Genomic DNA, 17059 nt, shown 5'->3' with positions numbered 1-17059 from the left:
ATGCTGACAAGAAATAAAGTTGCGCTCGCCGCATTGATGCTGGCCTTTACCCTGACACCGGCCAGCGCCGCCAAGAAGCCGCAGAAGAACGGCAAGGCCAGTACCAGCAGCAGCAAGAAAAAAACCTTCGCCAAGAAAGCGGCCGTCGTCAGTGCCGCCACGGCAGCCACGGTCGCCGCCGTCGCCAGCGAGAACAGCAGTGACCGCTCCATGAATAACCTGAGCGGCCAGTTCCTCACGGCCCTGTGGCGCCTGGACCCGGAAAGCGCGATTTCGGTCGGCAAGTACGATGGCGCCGCCAACCTGAGCATTCCCGACGCGGCCAACCGCCAGAAGCAACTGGCCTTCATCGAAGAATGGCTGGGCAAATTCGGCAAGCTGAATGCCAGCAAAATGTCGGACAAGCAACGTACCGACCTGGCCTTGCTGACGAATAAACTGCAATCGGACCGCTGGTACCTGACCACCTTCCGCGAATTCGAATGGAATCCCGCCCAGTACAACGTGGCCGGCTCCATCGACTTCATCCTGAACACGGAATACGCGGCGCAGCCGCAGCGCCTGCGCACCCTGCTCAAGCGCATCGCCAGCGTGCCGCAATACTATGCGGCCGCGCGCGCCAGCATCGTCAACCCCACGCGCGAACACACGCAGCTGGCCATCGCCCAGAGCGCCGGCGTGCTCAGCGTGCTTGACGACCTGAACAAGACGGCACAGGCGTCCATCCTGACGCCGCTCGAAAAACAGCTGTACCACGCGCGCATCGCCGCGGCCCGCTCGGCCGTGCAAGGCTATGCCGCCTGGCTGACGGAGCAGGATGCCGCGCTGGCGCAGAACGGCAACGCGCGCTCCTTCCGCATCGGCAAGGACTTGTACGAACAGAAATTTGCCTACGATATCCAGGCCAGCGTGAGCGCCGAGCAGATGTACCAGAAGGCCCTGGCCGCGCGCGAAAAATTGCTTGAGCACATGGATAGCCTGTCCGACGAGCTGTGGGTGAAAACCATGGGCGCCACGGCCAAGCCGGCGGACCGCACTGCCAAGATCGGCATGGTGATCGACAAGCTGTCCAGCAATCACGTGGCGCCCGCCGATTTCGTGCCGGAAATCCGCCGCCAGATCCCGGAACTGCAGGAATGGGTGACCAGCCACAACCTGCTGACGATGGACCCGAAAAAGCCGCTGGTCGTGCGTGAAACGCCCGCTTACCAGCGCGGCGTGGCTGGCGCCAGCATCGAGGCGCCCGGCCCCTACCGTCCGCAGGACCGCACCTATTACAACGTGACGCCGCTCGACGGCGAAACGGCGGAACAAGCGGAAAGCAGCTTGCGCGAGTACAACCACTGGATCTTGCAGATCCTGAACATCCACGAAGCCATCCCTGGCCACTACACGCAGCTCGTGTATGCCAACAAGTCGCCGTCCTTGGTCAAATCGATCTTCGGCAACGGCGCCATGATCGAAGGCTGGGCCGTGTATGGCGAACGCATGATGCTTGAATCGGGCTATGGCAACAATGCGCCGGAAATGTGGCTGATGTATTCGAAGTGGAACTTGCGCAGCGTCACCAACACCATCCTCGACTACAGCGTGCACGTGCAGGGCATGACGCAAGAGCAGGCGCTGGACCTGCTGACGCGCCAGGCCTTCCAGACCAAGCGTGAAGCGACGGAAAAATGGCGCCGCGTGCAGCTGAGCTCGGTTCAGCTGACCAGCTATTTCAGCGGCTACAGCGAAATCATGGACTTGCGCGAACAGCGCAAGCAAGCGCTGGGCAACAAGTTCGTGCTGAAGGATTTCCACGAGCAATTCCTCAGCTACGGCAGCGCGCCCGTGAAAGTCATCAAGGAACTGATGAATTAAGCGGCGCTCGCCGTCCGCTTGCAAAGGGCGCTGCGGCGCCCTTTTTGCATCCGTTTGCGCCGCCGCAAACCGCCAGCGCCGCTGTCCATTACGCTGACGGGAAGGCAGGCGCCACCGCACTCCTCACTGGCAATTGCCGATTTTTCTGCTAGGGTGATAGTCAGGAGCGTCCATGCATATGCCCATCCAGTTCGACACCCTCGATTACGCCAAACGCCTCGCCTCGGCCGGCGTGCCCACGCAGCAAGCGGAAGCCCATGCGGCGGCGCTGGGTGATGTGCTGGGGTCGGCAGTCGTCGTGCATGGCGAACTGGCGGCGCTGGAGCGCAATATGCTGGGAGAAATCAAGCTGGTGGTGCAAAGAGTCGACACCAGGGTAGGGGCCCTTGATGTGAAAATAGATGCGCTGGAACTGAAACTCGACAGCAAAATAGATACACTGGAACAGAAACTTGATAGCCGAACAGATGCACTGGAACTGAAACTCGATAGCCGAATAGATGCACTGGAACAGAAGTTCGATAGCAGAATAGATGCATTTGAACAGAAGTTCGATGCCAGATTCGATCACTCCGAGCAAAAATTCGACGCCCGCCTGGAACGCATGGACTTGCGCCATGGCGCGGACATGAAACACGTCTACTGGATGATGAGCACCCTGATCCTGCTCAACCTGGGCATCCTCAGCAAATTGATGCTGCAGTAAGCACTCACCCCCCCTCTGGCAATAAAAAAGCCGCGGCTCCCGAGAGAGGCCAGCGGCTCGTATCGGCACGCGTTGCGGGCCTTCTAGGACGCTTCTTCCGGCGCCTGGGTGGCCCTGACGAAGATGGGCGCCACCAGCAGGCCCAGCTCGAACAACAGGCACATGGGGATGGCCAGCGAGAACTGGCTGACCACGTCCGGCGGCGTGACGATGGCGGCAATCACGAAGGCGCCGACGATGATGTAGGGACGCACTTCCTTGAGTTTCGCGATAGTAACCAAGCCCATGCGCACGAGGATCACCACCACCACGGGCACTTCGAACGTCGCGCCAAAGGCCAGGCACATCGACATGACGAAATCGAGGTAGTTTTCGATATCGGGCGTCACCGCGATCGATGATGGCGAAAAGTCGCTGATAAAGTGGAAGACGCGGCCAAATACAAAGAAATAGCAGAAGGCCACGCCGGCCATGAACAGCAGCGACGAGGAGATGACCAGCGGCGCGATCAGGCGCTTTTCATGCGTGTACAGGCCGGGGGCGATAAACGCCCACATCTGGTACAGCACCCAGGGCAAGGCGACGATGAAGGCGATCACCAGCGTCACTTTCATCGGCACCAGGAACGGCGAGATGACGCCGGTGGCGATCATTTTCGAGCCGGCCGGCAGCGAGGCGATCATCGGCGCGGCAATAAAATCGTAGATCTGCGAGGGGCCGGGCCAATAGAACAGCACGGCGCAGACGACGGCGATACCGATCGAGGCCTTGACCAGGCGGTTGCGCAGCTCGACCAGATGCGAGATAAAGGTTTCTTCCACCGGGGATTTGCTACTCATGAGTAAAAGGAGGAGGAACTGGCGCGCGGACGGAAGCGCGCCACGCGGGCGGCCGCCGACTGCACGTGCTGCTTGCCGCCATGGCGCTGCTTGTACCAGCCAGGGATGGCGGAATTGCGCACCAGCTTCTTGCGGCGGAATTCGCGCGCCTTGCGGGCCAGGTCATCGTTGGTGGCGCGCAGCATGGCTTCATGCGCATCGTGGTGTCCATCATACGCGCTGGAATCGCCGCGCCAGGCGTTTTCCACCTCGGCCAGGTTGCCGGAGATCGAGTTTTCCACGCCATGCATGGATTTCTCCACGCTTTGCTTGACGGAATGGGCGGCATCCTGCACTTCCTTCTGCAGGTTTTTCAGCTCTTCCATTTCAATTTCGCGCGAGACTTCGGATTTCACCTGGTTCAGGTAGCGTTGCGCGCGGCCATACAAGGTACCGGCCATGCGCGCCACTCTCGGCAACTTTTCAGGGCCGATGACTATCAACGCAACCACGCCGATGATGGCGATTTTAGAGAGACCGAGATCGATCATAAGCGGACAAGGGCTGTTACCGGACGAGGCAAGCGCCCCGCCACGCTATCAGAACTTGCTTTTCTCTTTCGTCTCGACGTCGATGGTGCTTTTGTCGGCCACTTGCGATGGCGCAGCAGGAGGGGTGTTGGCTGCCGGCGCGTCATCGTCGCCCTTGACGCCATCCTTGAAGCCTTTGACGGCCTTGCCGATATCACCGCCGATATTGCCCAGTTTCTTGGTGCCGAAGACCAGCATCACAATGACCAGAACGATCACCCAGTGCCAAATACTCAATGAACCCATCACATTCTCCTTGCGGGACGGTGCCCGAATAGCGTCGACCAATGCCGGTAGTATACACGTGAACCCGGCGCGCAGCGAAATCAGTGTTGACCGCGCCAGGGGCGGGGACCGCCGTACACATGCATGTGCAGGTGATACACCTCTTGCCCGCCGTTCGGGCCGCTGTTGATCATGGTCTTGAAGCCGCCGGCGGGCGTGCCATCGGCCTCATACGTGACGGCGCAGCCGAATTCGGCAGCGAGTTTCGGCGCCAGGCGCAGCAGCTTGCCCAGCATGTCCGTATGGCTGTCGTCGCAGTCGGACAGGCTGGCCACGTGGCGCTTCGGGATCAGCAGCAGGTGCACGGGGGCGGCCGGGTTGATGTCCTTGAAGGCCAGCAAGTCCTCGTCTTCATACACGATGGACGAAGGAATTTGTTTTGCAGCAATCTTGCAGAAAATACAGTTATCCACGCACGCTCCAGTCAGTCAGTGTTTGTCTGTTTCGCCGGCGTCGCGCAATGCATCCTTGCGTGCCGCCTTTTCTTCCAGGCCTGACAAGCCTTCACGGCGCGCCAGCTCGTCGAGCACCTGCTGCGGCGTCAGGTCGAACTGCGCCAGCATCACCAGCGAGTGAAACCACAGGTCGGCGCATTCGTACAGGACCTTCGACGGGTCGTTGTCGCGGCGCGCATCCTTGGCGGCCATCACCGTTTCCGTGGCCTCTTCGCCGATTTTTTTCAAGATGGCATCGTCACCTTTGGCAAACAGGCGCGCGACATACGAGGTGGCGGGGTCGCCGCCGTTGGCCAGCTTGCGCGATTCGATCACGGCGGCCAGGCGCTTTAAAGTTTCACTCATTTGCTCTTGCTTTCCGCGTAAATCGTCTCGGGGTCTTTCAACACGGGGTCGGTGATCTGCCATTCGCCCGTTTTTTCGTCGCCTTCGAACTTCTGGAAGAAACACGAATGGCGGCCCGTATGGCAGGCGATGCCGCCGGCCTGCTCGATTTTCAGCAAGACCACGTCCTCGTCGCAATCGAGGCGGATTTCCAGCACCTTTTGCGTATGGCCCGATTCTTCGCCCTTGTGCCACAGTTTCTTGCGGGAACGGCTCCAGTACACGGCTTCGCCCAGCTCCACCGTGCGCGCCAGCGCGTCGCGGTTCATCCAGGCGAACATCAGCACGTCATTGCTGCCCGCTTCCTGCGCGATCACGGGCACCAGGCCGTGCTCGTCCCATTTGACCTTTTTCAGCCACTTGGCATTGCTTGCTACGATGGTTCCGTTTTGCATGTTCTCTATCCTGGGTACTATTTTGTTTACGCCAGACGCATGGGAATGCCCTGCTGCGCCATGAAACGCTTGGCTTCCTGTACCGTGTGCTGGCCATAGTGGAAGATGCTGGCGGCCAGCACGGCGTCCGCGCGGCCCACCTTGATGCCGTCGACCAGGTCTTGCAAGCCGCCCACGCCGCCCGAGGCGATGACGGGAATGCTGACGGCGTCGGACACGCCGCGCGTCAGGCCCAGGTCAAAGCCCACCTTGGTGCCATCGCGGTCCATGCTGGTGAGCAAGATTTCACCGGCGCCCAGGCTTTCCATCTTTTTGGCCCATGCAAAGGCGTCCAGGCCCGTGGCCGTGCGCCCGCCATGGGTAAACACTTCCCACTTGCCGGGCGACACCTGCTTGGCGTCGATGGCCACGACGATGCATTGCGAGCCGTGCTTTTGCGATGCCTCAAATACCAGTTGGGGATTCGTCACGGCCGAGGTGTTGATGCTGACCTTGTCGGCGCCCGCGTTGAGCAGCCGGCGCACGTCTTCCACCACGCGCACGCCGCCGCCCACGGTCAGCGGAATGAACACTTGCGAGGCGACGGCTTCGATGATGTCGAAGATCAGGCCGCGGTTGTCGCTCGACGCGGTAATGTCGAGGAAAGTGATTTCATCGGCGCCCTGCTCGTCATAACGGCGGGCGATTTCCACCGGGTCGCCGGCGTCGCGCAATTGCGTGAAGTTGACGCCTTTGACGACGCGGCCATTGGTCACGTCGAGGCAGGGGATGATACGTTTTGCAAGCATGATGGGTTCCAGATTGTCGCCAGGCCAGGGAGCGTGTGCGCGCGCCCCGGCCGGGCAGGCTTAAACGGCGGCGTCGGTCAGTTCGTCGGCGCGTTCTTGCGCCTGCGCCAGGTCGATCGTGCCTTCATAGATGGAACGGCCGCAGATCACGCCTTCGATACCTTCGGCCTGGACCGCGCACAGCGCTTCCACGTCGCCGATATTGTGCAGGCCGCCCGAGGCGATGACGGGGATCTTGACGGCTTGCGCCAGCTTGACGGTGGCTTCAATGTTGATGCCGCCCATCATGCCGTCGCGGCCGATGTCCGTGTAGATGATCGATTCGACGCCGTAGGCTTCGAATTTTTTCGCCAGGTCGATCACTTCGTGGCCCGACATCTTGCTCCAGCCATCCGTTGCCACTTTGCCATCCTTGGCATCGAGGCCGACGATGATGTGGCCCGGGAAGGCGCCGCAGGCGTCGTGCAGGAAGCCGGGGCTTTTCACGGCCGCCGTGCCAATGATGACGTAGGTGATGCCGGCGTCGAGATAGCGCTCGATGGTGTCGAGGTCACGGATACCGCCGCCCAGCTGCACGGGGATTTCCTCGATATCGTTTTCCAGTGCGAAATCCTGCACCGCCTTCAGGATGGCTTTGACGGCGCCTTCGTTCTTCGGCTTGCCGGCAAAAGCGCCGTTCAGGTCGACCAGGTGCAGCCGGCGCGCGCCTTGCATCAGCCAATGGCGGGCCATCTCGGCCGGGTCTTCGGAAAATACGGTGGCAAGTTCCATATCGCCTTGTTTCAGGCGTACGCAGTGACCGTCTTTCAGGTCGATGGCGGGAATGAGCAGCATGGTCAGTGTGGTTTAAAGTGAGTGAAGAAGCGAAAAAAAGCTGAAAGGGTCACGTAGGTCACATCAAGGTTGCCAGTGAACAAAGTTCTTGTATAGCTGCAAGCCAGCGGCAGCACTTTTTTCAGGATGAAACTGTGTCGCGAAAATATTATCACGCGCGACGGCGCAAGCGAACGGTGCGCCATAGACAGTCTCGCCCACCGTGTGCGCCGCCTCTTGAGGTTGAGCAAAATAGCTGTGCACAAAGTAGAAATACGCGTTGTCGGCAATGCCATCCCACATCGCATGGGACGCCGTTTGCCGCACTTGGTTCCAGCCCATTTGCGGCACCTTGAAGCGCGAACCGTCTTCCTGCACCTGGCCGTCGAGCTGGAAGCGCACGACTTTGCCTGGCAACAAGCCCAGACCGGCCGCATCGCCCTCTTCGCTGCCGTCGAACAGCATTTGCTCGCCGATGCACACGCCCAGCACGGGCTTGCTGTCGGCGGCGCGCAGCAACGCCTCCAATACGCCCGATTCGCGCAGGCTGCGCATGCAGTCGGGCATGGCGCCCTGGCCCGGCAAGACGATGCGGTCGGCGCTGTCGATATCGGCAGCGAGGCCGGAAATGCGTACGTCCGCTTCCGGCGCCACGGCACGCAGCGCCTGCGCCACCGAGCGCAAGTTGCCCATGCCGTAATCCACCACCACAATTTTATTCATGTTTGATCCCGGAATCTACAGTATAGCGAGAGCGGCGCTTACAGGCTGCCCTTGGTCGATGGAATGATGCCGGCCGCGCGCTCGTCGAGCTCGGCAGCCATGCGCAGCGCGCGGCCAAAGGCCTTGAACACGGTTTCGCACTGATGGTGGGCATTCGTGCCGCGCAGGTTATCGATATGCAAGGTCACGCCCGCATGGTTGACGAAGCCGCGGAAAAATTCCAGCGTCAGGTCGACGTCGAAGCCGGCGATCATGGCGCGCGTAAACGGGATGTGGTATTCGATGCCCGGGCGGCCCGAGAAATCGAGCACCACGCGCGACAGCGCCTCGTCCAGCGGCACATACGCATGGCCGTAGCGGCGGATGCCCTTCTTGTCGCCGATGGCCTTGGCCACGGCCATGCCCAGGGTGATGCCCACGTCTTCCACCGTATGGTGGTTGTCGATATGCACGTCGCCCGTCGCTTCGATATCGAGGTCGATCAAGCCGTGGCGGGCGATCTGGTCCAGCATATGGTCGAGGAAGGGCACGCCGGTGTTGAGCTTTTGCTGGCCCGTGCCGTCCAGGTTGAGGGCGACGCGAACTTGCGTCTCATTGGTGTTGCGCGTGATTTCTGCGGTGCGGTTCATGGGAGGCTCTGGCGATAGGCTAAACGAGGGATGCCTTGAAGGCATCGTAAAAAAGGGAATTCTCTTCCGGGGTGCTGACGCTGATGCGCAGGCAATTGGCCAGCGCAGCATGCATTTTACTCATATTTTTAATTAAAACCCTGCGGGCAAGCAGTTTTGCACAAACATCGTCGGAGTCTGCCACACGAATCAGAAGAAAATTTGCCTTCGAGGGAAACACCGTCACGCCCGGCAGCGCCGCCAGGCGCAGCGCCAGCGCGTCGCGCGCGCTGTTGAGCAGTGCCGCCTGCGCATTCAACACATCGAGGTGCTCGAGCGCGAATTCGGCCGCCGCCTGCGTCAGCACATTGACATTGTACGGCGGACGCACTTTTTCAAACTGCGCCAGCAGGGCCGGCGCGGCCGACATGTAGCCGAGGCGGATGCCGGCCAGGCCCAGTTTCGACACGGTGCGCATCACCACCAGGTTCTCGAATTCGGGCAGGCGGCCCATGAAGCTGTGCTGCGCGAACGGCTCGTACGCTTCGTCGACGACGGCGATGCCCGTGTCGCCCAGCGCCGCCAGGATGCGTTCGATGTCGGCGCCGGCAAACAGGTTGCCCGTCGGGTTGTTCGGATACGCGAGGAAGACCAGCGCCGGGCGGTGCTGTTCGATGGCCGCCAGCATGGCCGGCATGTCCAGGCTGAAGTCCGGGTTCAACGGCACGCCGACGAAATCCATGCCGGCGAACTGCGCCGAGCGCGCATACATGACGAAGGCCGGCACGGGCGCCAGCAGCACGGCGCGCTGGCCCGGCTCCTGATGCGCGCACGCCATGGCCAGGATGGAAATGAGTTCATCGGAGCCGTTGCCCAGCATGACGTCGTAGCCGGCTGGCACGCCCAGATTGGCGCAGATGGCTTTTTGCAGGCTGGCGTACGATGGCGGATAGCGGTTCAGCGCCACGCCGGCCAGGCGCGCGCCCAGTGCCTCGCGCAGCTGCGGCGGCAGCGGATACGGGTTTTCCATCGCATCGAGCTTGATGTAACCGCTGGCATCGGCTACCTGGTAGCTGTTGACGGCGCGCACATCGGAGCGCACGGTGTTGCTGATTAACTGATCGAGGAAAGACATGCTGCAAACACTCCTGATGAAATTAAATGGAGACTAAATGACGACGTCTTCCGGCACGCCGGCGCTGCGCGCCTTGCGGGCCGGTGCTTTTTTCACGGCGGGCGGCTTTTTCACGGCGGGCGGTTTTTTGGCAGCCGCCGGCTTCTTCGCCGCCTTGGCGGCCTTCGGCGCGGGAACAGCCGGTGCGGCCAGCTCCTGCGCCAGTGCCGCCAGGCGCTGTTCGATGATGGCGCAGTAATCGGGGTTCAATTCAAAGCCGACGAAATCGCGCCCGCAGCGTTTCGCCGCCAGGGCCGTGGTGCCGCTGCCCATGAACAAATCGAGCACCACGCCGCCGGGCGGGCACGACGCCTTGAGCATGCGCTCGATGATTTCGAGCGGCTTTTGCGTCGGGTGGTCGGCCCGTTCCGGGTGTTCCTTGTGCAGGCGCGACACGCTCCACAAGTCTTTCGGGTTGTAGCCCACTTCCAGCCATTTGGCGCCGATGAAGATCGAGCGCGAACGGGCTTTCTTGGTGGCCGCGTCGTAGGCGATGCGCACCGCGTCAAGATCGAAGTAGTAATCCTTGCGCTTGACGAAGAAGCCGATGGTGTCGTGCACCGATGAAAAGCTGCGCACGCTGCCGCCCATGGACGGCACGCGGCGGTCCCAGATGATCTCGTTCATCATCGCCATGCGCTGTTTCAGCATGACGAAGATCTCCGGCGAATAGCGCCAGGTCAGAAAGATATACAGGCTGCCGTTGGCTTTCAGCTTGGGCAGCGCCGCATCGATCCACGCCTCCGTCCAGCGCAGGTAGTCGGCCACCGACTGCTGGTCCGAGGCGTTGCCGTAATCCTTGCCCAGGTTGTACGGCGGATCCGTCAGGATCAGGTCCACCGAGCCATCGGGAATGCGCGCCAGCCCCGCCAGCGCATCTTCGCAATAGACCCGGTTGACCCAGTCCGGCCGTTCCGCCAACTTCGTCATGGCTGCGGCTTCAAACGCAGTTCGGCGCTGCGCGCGTGCGCTTGCAAGCCTTCGCCATACGCCAGCGTGGCGGCGACACGGCCCAGGGTTTGCGCGCCCGCTTCACTGACGTGAATGATGGACGAACGCTTCTGGAAGTCGTACACGCCCAGCGGCGACGAAAAGCGCGCCGTGCGCGAGGTTGGCAGCACGTGATTCGGGCCGCAGCAATAGTCGCCCAGCGATTCGGACGAAAAGCGGCCCAGGAACATGGCGCCCGCGTGGCGGATCTGCTCGGCCCACTGCTGCGGGTTTTCCGCCGAGATCTCCAGGTGTTCCGCGGCGATGGAATTGGCGATTTCGCACGCCTCTGCCATGCTGCGCACCTTGATCAAGGCGCCGCGGTCGGCCAGCGAGGTGCTGATGGTGGCCTGGCGCGGCATCGTCGGCAGCAGCCTGGCGATGCTCTCTTCCACCTTGGCGATGTAATCGGCGTCCGGGCACAGCAAAATGGCTTGCGCCAGCTCGTCGTGCTCGGCCTGCGAAAACAGGTCCATGGCGACCCAGTCCGGGTCCGTCGTGCCGTCGCACAGCACCAGGATTTCCGACGGTCCGGCGATCATGTCGATGCCGACGATGCCGAACACGCGGCGCTTGGCGGCAGCCACATAGGCGTTGCCGGGGCCGACGATTTTATCCACGGCGGCGATCGTCTGCGTGCCGTAGGCCAGCGCGCCGACCGCTTGCGCGCCGCCGATGGTGATCACGCGCGTCACGCCGGCAATCGCCGCGGCGGCCAGCACCATCTGGTTTTTCACGCCATCGGGCGTCGGCACCACCATGATGATCTCGCCCACGCCCGCCACATGCGCGGGGATGGCGTTCATCAGCACGGACGACGGATACGCCGCCTTGCCGCCCGGGACGTAGATGCCGACGCGGTCGAGCGGCGTGATCTTCTGGCCCAGCACCGTGCCATCGGGCTCGGTGTAGCTAAAACCGCGCAATTCCTCGCGCTGGCGTTCGTGGAAGGCGCGGATGCGCTGCGCGGCGATCTGCAGCGCTTCGCGCTGGGCCGACGGCAAGCCGTTCAGGGCAGCCTGCAATTCGGCCTGCGAAATATCGAAGGCCGCCATTTCCGCCGCGCCGCCATGCGGAATGCGGTCGAAACGGTTGGTGTATTCCAGCACGGCGGCGTCGCCGCGCGTTTTCACATCGGCCAGGATTTTCGCCACCGACGTTTCAATCGCCGCATCGGTGTCCGCCTCGAACGCCAGCAGCGTATCGAGCGATTGTTGGAAACCATCCTGGCTTGAATCGAGCTTGCGTATCTGTATCGGCATAATCGGCTTTCTGCTACTGAAGGTGTCTAGGCTTGCGAGGCGCGTTCAAACGCCTCGATAATCGGCTGCAAGCGCTCGCGCTTGAGCTTGAGCGCTGCCTGGTTGACCACCAGGCGCGACGAAATTTCCATGATGTGCTCGACCTCGACGAGGTTGTTCGCGCGCAGGGTGCTGCCCGTGCTGACCAGGTCGACGATGGCGTCGGACAGGCCCACCAGAGGCGCCAGTTCCATCGAACCATACAGCTTGATCAGGTCGACGTGCACGCCCTTGGCGGCGAAATGCTCGCGCGCCGTGTGCACGAACTTGGTGGCCACGCGCAATCGTGCGCCCTGGTGCACGGCCTTTTCATAGTCAAAACCGGCCTGCACCGCCACCGACATGCGGCAGGCGGCGATATTCAGGTCGATCGGCTGGTACAGGCCTTCGCCACCGTGTTCCAGCAGCACGTCCTTGCCCGCCACGCCGAAGTCGGCCGCGCCGTACTGCACGTAAGTCGGCACGTCGCTGGCGCGCACGATGATGACGCGCACGTTCGGATCGTTGGTGGCCAAAATCAGCTTGCGCGAGGTCTCCGGGTTTTCCAGCACCTTGATGCCGGCCGCTTCCAGCAGCGGCATGGTGTCCTCAAAAATGCGGCCTTTCGACAGCGCCAGAATCAGCTGGGAGCTGTCACCGTTGTTCGATCCGTTCATGCTCGTTCCTTTTCTTGTTGTTACTTGATGCGCACGATGTTCGCGCCCACGGCCGACAATTTGACTTCCATGCGGTCGTAGCCGCGGTCGAGGTGATAGATGCGGTCGATCAGGGTTTCGCCGTCGGCCGCCAGCGCGGCGATCACCAGTGACGCCGAGGCGCGCAGGTCGGTCGCCATCACGGGCGCGCCGCGCAACTGCTTGACGCCGGCGATGATGGCCGTGTTGCCCTCGATCGTGATATCGGCGCCCAGGCGGTTCATTTCCTGCACGTGCATGAAGCGGTTCTCGAAGATCGTCTCGGTGACACGGCTGGCGCCGTTGGCGATCGTGTTGACGGCCATGAACTGCGCCTGCATGTCGGTCGGGAAGCCCGGGTATTCGGTGGTGCGGAAGCTGACGGGGTTCGGACGGGCCGACATCTCGGCGCGGATCCAGTCGGCGCCGAAGGTCATCGTCAGGCCCATGGCGCGCAGCTTGTCGAGCGCCGCGTCGAGGATATCGGTGCGTACATTGCGCAAGGTGATGTCGCCGCCGGTGGCCGCCACGGCGCACAGGAAGGTACCCGTCTCGATACGGTCGGCGATCACCGCGTGCGAGGCGCCGTGCAAGGCGTCGACGCCCTGGATCACCAGGCGGCTGGTGCCGATGCCGTCGATCTTCGCGCCCATGGCCACCAGCAGGTGCGCCAGGTCGGTCACTTCCGGTTCGCAGGCGGCGTTTTCCAGGATGGTCTCGCCTTCGGCCAGGGTCGCGGCCATCAGCAGATTCTCGGTGCCGGTGACGGTGATCATGTCGGTGACGATGCGCGCGCCTTTGAGCTTGACGCACTTGGCGTAGATGTAGCCCGCCTCGATGCGGATCTCGGCGCCCAGCGCTTCGAGGCCCTTGATGTGCTGGTCGACCGGACGCGAACCGATGGCGCAGCCGCCCGGCAGCGAGACCTTGGCTTCGCCGAAGCGCGCCAGCATGGGGCCGAGCACCAGGATCGAGGCACGCATGGTTTTCACCAGTTCATACGGCGCTTCCAGGGAGTCGATGGCGCTGCCGTTCAAGACCACGCGGTCGCCGTCCTGCTGTACTTTCAGGCCCGTCTGGCCCAGCAGTTTCAACATGGTGGCCACGTCGTGCAGGTGCGGCACGTTCGTCAGGTCCAGGTCGCCCGCGGTCAGCAGGCCCGCGCACAGGATCGGCAGGGCGGCGTTTTTCGCACCGGAGATGGCGATGTCGCCGTTCAGGCGGTTGCCGCCGTTGATGAGGAGTTTGTCCATGTGCTTATCCTTGGAATTCTTCAGGGGTCAGGGTTTTCATCGACAGCGCGTGGATTTCCTCGCGCATGCGGTCGCCCAGCGCCGCATAGACGATCTGGTGGCGGGCGATCAGACGCTTGCCGGCAAACGCGGGCGAAACGATCACCGCCTGGAAGTGCTGGCCATCGCCCTCCACTTCGAGGTGCGTGCATTCGAGGCCGGCCGACAGGTAGCCGTGGATCAGTTCTGGAGTGGTGGTCACGATAAGTCCTTGATATTGAATAAGGTAGTAATGGGATGTGCCGTAATCAATGGCGCAATGCGTGTCGCAATCAGTGACGCAAACGATAGCCGCTTTTCAGCAGGCGGATCGAGGCCAGCGCCAGGATCACGAGGAAGCCGGCGACGATGGAAAGACTGAGCCACGGGCTGACGTCGGACACGCCGAAGAAGCCGTAGCGGAAGCCGTCGATCATGTAGAAGAAAGGGTTCAGGTGCGATACCGTCTGCCAGAACGGCGGCAGTGAATGGATCGAATAGAACACGCCCGACAAAAAGGTGGCCGGCATGATCAAAAAGTTCTGGAAGGCGGCCAGCTGGTCGAATTTCTCGGCCCAGATGCCGGCGATCAGACCCATGGTGCCCAGCATGGCGGCGCCGAGAAACGCGAAGATGACGATCCACAGCGGTGCGACAAACGACAGGTCGGCGAACCAGCAGGTGATGGCAAACACGCCAAAGCCCACGGCCAGGCCGCGCGCGACGGAAGCGAGTACATACGCCGAGAAGATTTCCCAGTGCGATAGGGGCGTCAAGAGCACGAACACCAGGTTGCCCGTGATCTTCGACTGGATCAGCGAGGACGAGGAATTGGCAAACGCGTTTTGCAGCACGCTCATCATCACCAGGCCGGGAATCAGAAAGGCCGTGTAGCTGACGCCGGGGCTCGGCTCGACGCGGCCATCCAACACATGGCCAAACACCAGCAGGTACAGCATCGACGTGAGCACGGGCGCGGCCACGGTTTGCGTCGCCACTTTCCAGAAGCGCAGCGTCTCTTTGTAGACGAGGGTGCGAAATCCTGTCGAAATCATACGGTACCTTTATCCATGATCTGCAAGAAGATATCTTCCAGGTCGGCTTGTTGCAATTGCATTTCATCGATTTCGACGCCCGCTTCGCGCAGGCGGGCGAGGATTTTCTCGACTTCGCTGTATTCGTTGACGCGCAGGCTGAACTTGTTCGGCGCCTGCGGTTCTTCCGGGTGCAGCACCAGGTGCTGCAGATCGGCCGGCAGGCTGCCGTGTTTCAGGTGTACCTGCAGCTGCGAGCCGGCGATGCGGCGGATCAGAGCCGACATGGTGTCGAGCGCCACCACCTTGCCGGTTTTCAGCATGGCGACGCGCTGGCACATGGCTTGCGCCTCTTCCAGGTAGTGGGTGGTCAGCACGACCGTGTGGCCGCCTTCGCGGTTCAGGCGCGAGATGAACTTCCACAGGGTCTGGCGCAGTTCCACATCGACGCCGGCGGTCGGTTCATCGAGCACGATGACGGGCGGCTTGTGCACCAGCGCCTGCGCCACGAGCACGCGACGCTTCATGCCGCCGGACAGCGCGCGCATATTCGTGTCGGCCTTGCCGGTCAGGTCGAGGTTTTCCATGACCTCGTCGATCCACTTGTCGTTGTTCGGCAGGCCAAAGTAACCGGATTGCAAACGCAGGGTTTCGCGCACGGTGAAAAACGGGTCGAACACGAGTTCCTGCGGCACCACGCCCAGGTTGCGGCGCGCATTGCGGAAGTCCTTGACCACATCGTGGCCATGGATCTTGACGGTGCCCGCGTCGGGGCGTATCAGGCCGGCGATGATGGAAATGAGGGTGGTCTTGCCGGCGCCGTTGGGGCCGAGCAGGCCGAAAAATTCGCCTTCCTCGATGGCCAGCGACACGCCGCCCAGCGCCTTGAGCGATTTATAGCTCTTTTCTACATTCGTGATTTGAATTGCGGTCATGTGCTTGTTTCAAGTGTAATGCGTCTGGTGTGATGCGCCAGTTGCCGGGGACATCCAGGCCGGCTGGCCGGTGCAGGGCGCCCCCTTCAGACGAGGGCGGCGCAACAGTCAATTATAGTTGGAAAATTCGTGGAACACTTGGAGATCAATCCGGCGGCGCTGCTGGCCTGCCGGCTTGAAAGCTACTGCTGATGCGGGGAGTGGGACAGGATCAATGATGATGCAGGTCGGACGGGCTGCGTTCGGCATGGCCGTCGGCGCTGCCGCAGTCGTCGGCCGTCAGCGTGCTCGATACAAGCGAGCAGACGCCATACAGCTTGGTGAGGTTTTTCAGGTTGTTCGGCAGGTTTTTCAGTTCCAGCACGCCGCCCGCATCCTGCGCGGCGCGCTGCCACGTCAGCATGACGGAAACGGCAGCCGAATCGACAGCCTTGATGTTGCGCAAGTCAAACTTGGTCTGACCCGAGCGGATGGCATCCAGACCCTGCTCCAATGCCACAGTGGCATTGTGCACGGTCAGGGAAGTCAGGGATTGCAAGGTATCGAGAGAGTCGGGCATGGCGTCGGGCTGCGCTGGTCTGGAGCTGGTTCAGGAGCTATATGATAGCCGATTATTTGGCTTTGGCAGCGGGGCGGCTGGCCAGGGCCTTGTTTTTTGCCTGCAAGGTCTTGATCAGGCCATCGATGCCGCCCTTGCTGATCTCGCTGGCGAAGCTGCTTTTGTACGTTTCCACCAGCCACGCGCCCAGCACGTTGATGTCATAGATCTTCCAGCCGGATGGGGTTTTCGCCACGCGGTAGTTCAGAAGCATGGGTTCGCCGCGCGCCACGTTGACCTGCGAGCGCACTTCCACTTCCGTGTCGCCAGGGTCGGCGCGCAGCGGCTTGAATTCCACGGTCTCGTTCTTGATCTGCGACAGGGCACCCGAATACGTGTAGATCAGCAAGGTGCGAAATTCCGCGGCCAGCTGCTTTTGCTGCTCCGGCGTGGCGTCGCGCCAGAAGCGGCCGGCGGCCAGGGCCGTCATGCGCTGGAAATCCACGTACGGCAAGATCTTGCTTTCCACCAATTCGGTGACGCGCTTGATATCGCCCGCCTGGATCGCCTTGTCGGCCTTGGCCGTCTCGATCACATCCTGGCTGATGCGTTTGACCAACACGTCCGGCGCTTCCGTCGCGGGGGCAGCCTGGGTGGCGGTGGCAAAGGCGATGGTCGCCATCGCCAGCAGTTGTTTCATCAATTTCATGGTTC

At 61.8% G+C, this 17059-nt stretch carries 22 protein-coding genes; 2 read left to right on the top strand and 20 right to left on the bottom strand.

The window, feature by feature from the left end:
* Together ACP7DW_RS20755 and ACP7DW_RS20750 are read left to right on the top strand one after the other, a co-directional pair.
* Complete coding sequence (locus ACP7DW_RS20755) at positions 1-1863, top strand: DUF885 domain-containing protein (protein ID WP_426056483.1); 1863 nt, start codon at positions 1-3, stop codon at positions 1861-1863.
* Between the two features lie 172 nt (positions 1864-2035).
* The gene (locus ACP7DW_RS20750; RefSeq protein WP_426056484.1) at positions 2036-2569 is read left to right on the top strand and encodes a hypothetical protein; all 534 of its coding nucleotides are present in this window, start codon (positions 2036-2038) and stop codon (positions 2567-2569) included.
* An 83-nt stretch (positions 2570-2652) separates the two neighbouring features.
* Here ACP7DW_RS20750 and tatC read toward each other — a convergent pair whose 3' ends face one another.
* The 20 genes from tatC to ACP7DW_RS20650 all read right to left on the bottom strand — a co-directional run bounded on the left by tatC (position 2653) and on the right by ACP7DW_RS20650 (position 17054).
* Positions 2653-3408 carry a twin-arginine translocase subunit TatC gene (gene tatC, locus ACP7DW_RS20745; protein ID WP_141171100.1) on the bottom strand — a complete coding sequence of 252 codons (756 nt, stop codon included), beginning with the start codon at positions 3406-3408 and terminating at the stop codon, positions 2653-2655.
* A complete protein-coding gene (gene tatB / locus ACP7DW_RS20740) occupies positions 3405-3938 on the bottom strand; it encodes a Sec-independent protein translocase protein TatB (RefSeq protein WP_426056485.1) in 534 nt (177 codons plus the stop codon). The genes tatC and tatB overlap by 4 nt, the downstream gene beginning before the upstream one ends.
* Positions 3939-3986: 48 nt before the next feature.
* Positions 3987-4223, bottom strand: a complete 237-nt coding sequence (gene tatA, locus ACP7DW_RS20735) for a Sec-independent protein translocase subunit TatA (RefSeq protein ID WP_071075001.1) — start codon at positions 4221-4223, stop codon at positions 3987-3989.
* Between the two features lie 80 nt (positions 4224-4303).
* Positions 4304-4675, bottom strand: a complete 372-nt coding sequence (locus tag ACP7DW_RS20730; protein ID WP_071075000.1) for a histidine triad nucleotide-binding protein — start codon at positions 4673-4675, stop codon at positions 4304-4306.
* A gap of 15 nt (positions 4676-4690) precedes the next feature.
* The gene (locus tag ACP7DW_RS20725; RefSeq protein WP_092801512.1) at positions 4691-5062 is read right to left on the bottom strand and encodes a phosphoribosyl-ATP diphosphatase; all 372 of its coding nucleotides are present in this window, start codon (positions 5060-5062) and stop codon (positions 4691-4693) included.
* Entirely contained in the window at positions 5059-5496 is a 438-nt protein-coding gene (gene hisI / locus ACP7DW_RS20720; protein ID WP_070219635.1) for a phosphoribosyl-AMP cyclohydrolase, read from the bottom strand. Before hisI ends, ACP7DW_RS20725 begins: the two co-directional genes overlap by 4 nt.
* Before the next feature lie 26 nt (positions 5497-5522).
* Entirely contained in the window at positions 5523-6284 is a 762-nt protein-coding gene (gene hisF / locus ACP7DW_RS20715; RefSeq protein WP_096232613.1) for an imidazole glycerol phosphate synthase subunit HisF, read from the bottom strand.
* A 60-nt stretch (positions 6285-6344) separates the two neighbouring features.
* Entirely contained in the window at positions 6345-7118 is a 774-nt protein-coding gene (gene hisA, locus ACP7DW_RS20710) for a 1-(5-phosphoribosyl)-5-[(5-phosphoribosylamino)methylideneamino]imidazole-4-carboxamide isomerase (protein WP_141171104.1), read from the bottom strand.
* Between the two features lie 63 nt (positions 7119-7181).
* Positions 7182-7820: an imidazole glycerol phosphate synthase subunit HisH gene (gene hisH, locus ACP7DW_RS20705; RefSeq protein ID WP_100874907.1), complete on the bottom strand. Its 639-nt coding sequence runs from the start codon at positions 7818-7820 to the stop codon at positions 7182-7184.
* Between the two features lie 38 nt (positions 7821-7858).
* A complete protein-coding gene (hisB, locus tag ACP7DW_RS20700) occupies positions 7859-8449 on the bottom strand; it encodes an imidazoleglycerol-phosphate dehydratase HisB (protein ID WP_010402123.1) in 591 nt (196 codons plus the stop codon).
* 19 nt (positions 8450-8468) lie between these two features.
* Positions 8469-9563: a histidinol-phosphate transaminase gene (gene hisC / locus ACP7DW_RS20695; RefSeq protein WP_426056486.1), complete on the bottom strand. Its 1095-nt coding sequence runs from the start codon at positions 9561-9563 to the stop codon at positions 8469-8471.
* A 33-nt stretch (positions 9564-9596) separates the two neighbouring features.
* Positions 9597-10532 carry a DNA-methyltransferase gene (locus ACP7DW_RS20690; RefSeq protein ID WP_426056487.1) on the bottom strand — a complete coding sequence of 312 codons (936 nt, stop codon included), beginning with the start codon at positions 10530-10532 and terminating at the stop codon, positions 9597-9599.
* On the bottom strand, positions 10529-11854 hold the full coding sequence (hisD, locus tag ACP7DW_RS20685; protein ID WP_426056488.1) for a histidinol dehydrogenase: 1326 nt from the start codon (positions 11852-11854) through the stop codon (positions 10529-10531). The genes ACP7DW_RS20690 and hisD overlap by 4 nt, the downstream gene beginning before the upstream one ends.
* A 26-nt stretch (positions 11855-11880) precedes the next feature.
* Positions 11881-12549 carry an ATP phosphoribosyltransferase gene (gene hisG, locus ACP7DW_RS20680; protein ID WP_034753828.1) on the bottom strand — a complete coding sequence of 223 codons (669 nt, stop codon included), beginning with the start codon at positions 12547-12549 and terminating at the stop codon, positions 11881-11883.
* 20 nt (positions 12550-12569) lie between these two features.
* Complete coding sequence (murA, locus tag ACP7DW_RS20675) at positions 12570-13820, bottom strand: UDP-N-acetylglucosamine 1-carboxyvinyltransferase (protein WP_426056489.1); 1251 nt, start codon at positions 13818-13820, stop codon at positions 12570-12572.
* 4 nt (positions 13821-13824) lie between these two features.
* Positions 13825-14061 (bottom strand): BolA family protein, encoded by a 237-nt coding sequence (locus tag ACP7DW_RS20670; protein ID WP_010402134.1) that lies wholly within the window; start codon positions 14059-14061, stop codon positions 13825-13827.
* A gap of 70 nt (positions 14062-14131) precedes the next feature.
* Positions 14132-14893, bottom strand: coding sequence for an ABC transporter permease (locus tag ACP7DW_RS20665; protein ID WP_070290316.1), 762 nt, complete (start codon positions 14891-14893; stop codon positions 14132-14134).
* The gene (locus tag ACP7DW_RS20660; protein WP_298414074.1) at positions 14890-15807 is read right to left on the bottom strand and encodes an ABC transporter ATP-binding protein; all 918 of its coding nucleotides are present in this window, start codon (positions 15805-15807) and stop codon (positions 14890-14892) included. The genes ACP7DW_RS20665 and ACP7DW_RS20660 overlap by 4 nt, the downstream gene beginning before the upstream one ends.
* Positions 15808-16018: 211 nt before the next feature.
* A complete protein-coding gene (locus ACP7DW_RS20655) occupies positions 16019-16366 on the bottom strand; it encodes an STAS domain-containing protein (RefSeq protein WP_141171110.1) in 348 nt (115 codons plus the stop codon).
* Between the two features lie 52 nt (positions 16367-16418).
* Positions 16419-17054, bottom strand: coding sequence for an MlaC/ttg2D family ABC transporter substrate-binding protein (locus ACP7DW_RS20650; protein WP_426056490.1), 636 nt, complete (start codon positions 17052-17054; stop codon positions 16419-16421).
* Positions 17055-17059: the final 5 nt, after the last annotated feature.

Origin of the sequence: Janthinobacterium sp. PSRC1-1, assembly GCF_049897525.1 — a bacterium.
GTDB classification, from domain to species: Bacteria; Pseudomonadota; Gammaproteobacteria; order Burkholderiales; family Burkholderiaceae_D; genus Janthinobacterium; species Janthinobacterium tructae.
The sequence above is the reverse complement of the archived record's forward strand: the minus strand, read 5'-3'. Positions and strand labels throughout refer to the sequence as shown.

What these genes read in the sequence shown, in the direction of transcription:
- ACP7DW_RS20750 (WP_426056484.1), top strand. Translation starts at nt 2,036, where the DNA reads ATGCATATGCCCATCCAGTTCGACACCCTCGATTACGCCAAACGCCTC.
- ACP7DW_RS20755 (WP_426056483.1), top strand. Translation starts at nt 1, where the DNA reads ATGCTGACAAGAAATAAAGTTGCGCTCGCCGCATTGATGCTGGCCTTT.
- hisF (WP_096232613.1), bottom strand. Translation starts at nt 6,284, where the DNA reads ATGCTTGCAAAACGTATCATCCCCTGCCTCGACGTGACCAATGGCCGC.
- ACP7DW_RS20690 (WP_426056487.1), bottom strand. Translation starts at nt 10,532, where the DNA reads ATGACGAAGTTGGCGGAACGGCCGGACTGGGTCAACCGGGTCTATTGC.
- ACP7DW_RS20660 (WP_298414074.1), bottom strand. Translation starts at nt 15,807, where the DNA reads ATGACCGCAATTCAAATCACGAATGTAGAAAAGAGCTATAAATCGCTC.
- ACP7DW_RS20650 (WP_426056490.1), bottom strand. Translation starts at nt 17,054, where the DNA reads ATGAAATTGATGAAACAACTGCTGGCGATGGCGACCATCGCCTTTGCC.
- tatB (WP_426056485.1), bottom strand. Translation starts at nt 3,938, where the DNA reads ATGATCGATCTCGGTCTCTCTAAAATCGCCATCATCGGCGTGGTTGCG.
- hisG (WP_034753828.1), bottom strand. Translation starts at nt 12,549, where the DNA reads ATGAACGGATCGAACAACGGTGACAGCTCCCAGCTGATTCTGGCGCTG.
- tatC (WP_141171100.1), bottom strand. Translation starts at nt 3,408, where the DNA reads ATGAGTAGCAAATCCCCGGTGGAAGAAACCTTTATCTCGCATCTGGTC.
- hisC (WP_426056486.1), bottom strand. Translation starts at nt 9,563, where the DNA reads ATGTCTTTCCTCGATCAGTTAATCAGCAACACCGTGCGCTCCGATGTG.
- tatA (WP_071075001.1), bottom strand. Translation starts at nt 4,223, where the DNA reads ATGGGTTCATTGAGTATTTGGCACTGGGTGATCGTTCTGGTCATTGTG.
- hisH (WP_100874907.1), bottom strand. Translation starts at nt 7,820, where the DNA reads ATGAATAAAATTGTGGTGGTGGATTACGGCATGGGCAACTTGCGCTCG.
- ACP7DW_RS20725 (WP_092801512.1), bottom strand. Translation starts at nt 5,062, where the DNA reads ATGAGTGAAACTTTAAAGCGCCTGGCCGCCGTGATCGAATCGCGCAAG.
- hisA (WP_141171104.1), bottom strand. Translation starts at nt 7,118, where the DNA reads ATGCTGCTCATTCCCGCCATCGACCTGAAAGACGGTCACTGCGTACGC.
- ACP7DW_RS20655 (WP_141171110.1), bottom strand. Translation starts at nt 16,366, where the DNA reads ATGCCCGACTCTCTCGATACCTTGCAATCCCTGACTTCCCTGACCGTG.
- hisD (WP_426056488.1), bottom strand. Translation starts at nt 11,854, where the DNA reads ATGCCGATACAGATACGCAAGCTCGATTCAAGCCAGGATGGTTTCCAA.
- hisI (WP_070219635.1), bottom strand. Translation starts at nt 5,496, where the DNA reads ATGCAAAACGGAACCATCGTAGCAAGCAATGCCAAGTGGCTGAAAAAG.
- ACP7DW_RS20665 (WP_070290316.1), bottom strand. Translation starts at nt 14,893, where the DNA reads ATGATTTCGACAGGATTTCGCACCCTCGTCTACAAAGAGACGCTGCGC.
- hisB (WP_010402123.1), bottom strand. Translation starts at nt 8,449, where the DNA reads ATGAACCGCACCGCAGAAATCACGCGCAACACCAATGAGACGCAAGTT.
- murA (WP_426056489.1), bottom strand. Translation starts at nt 13,820, where the DNA reads ATGGACAAACTCCTCATCAACGGCGGCAACCGCCTGAACGGCGACATC.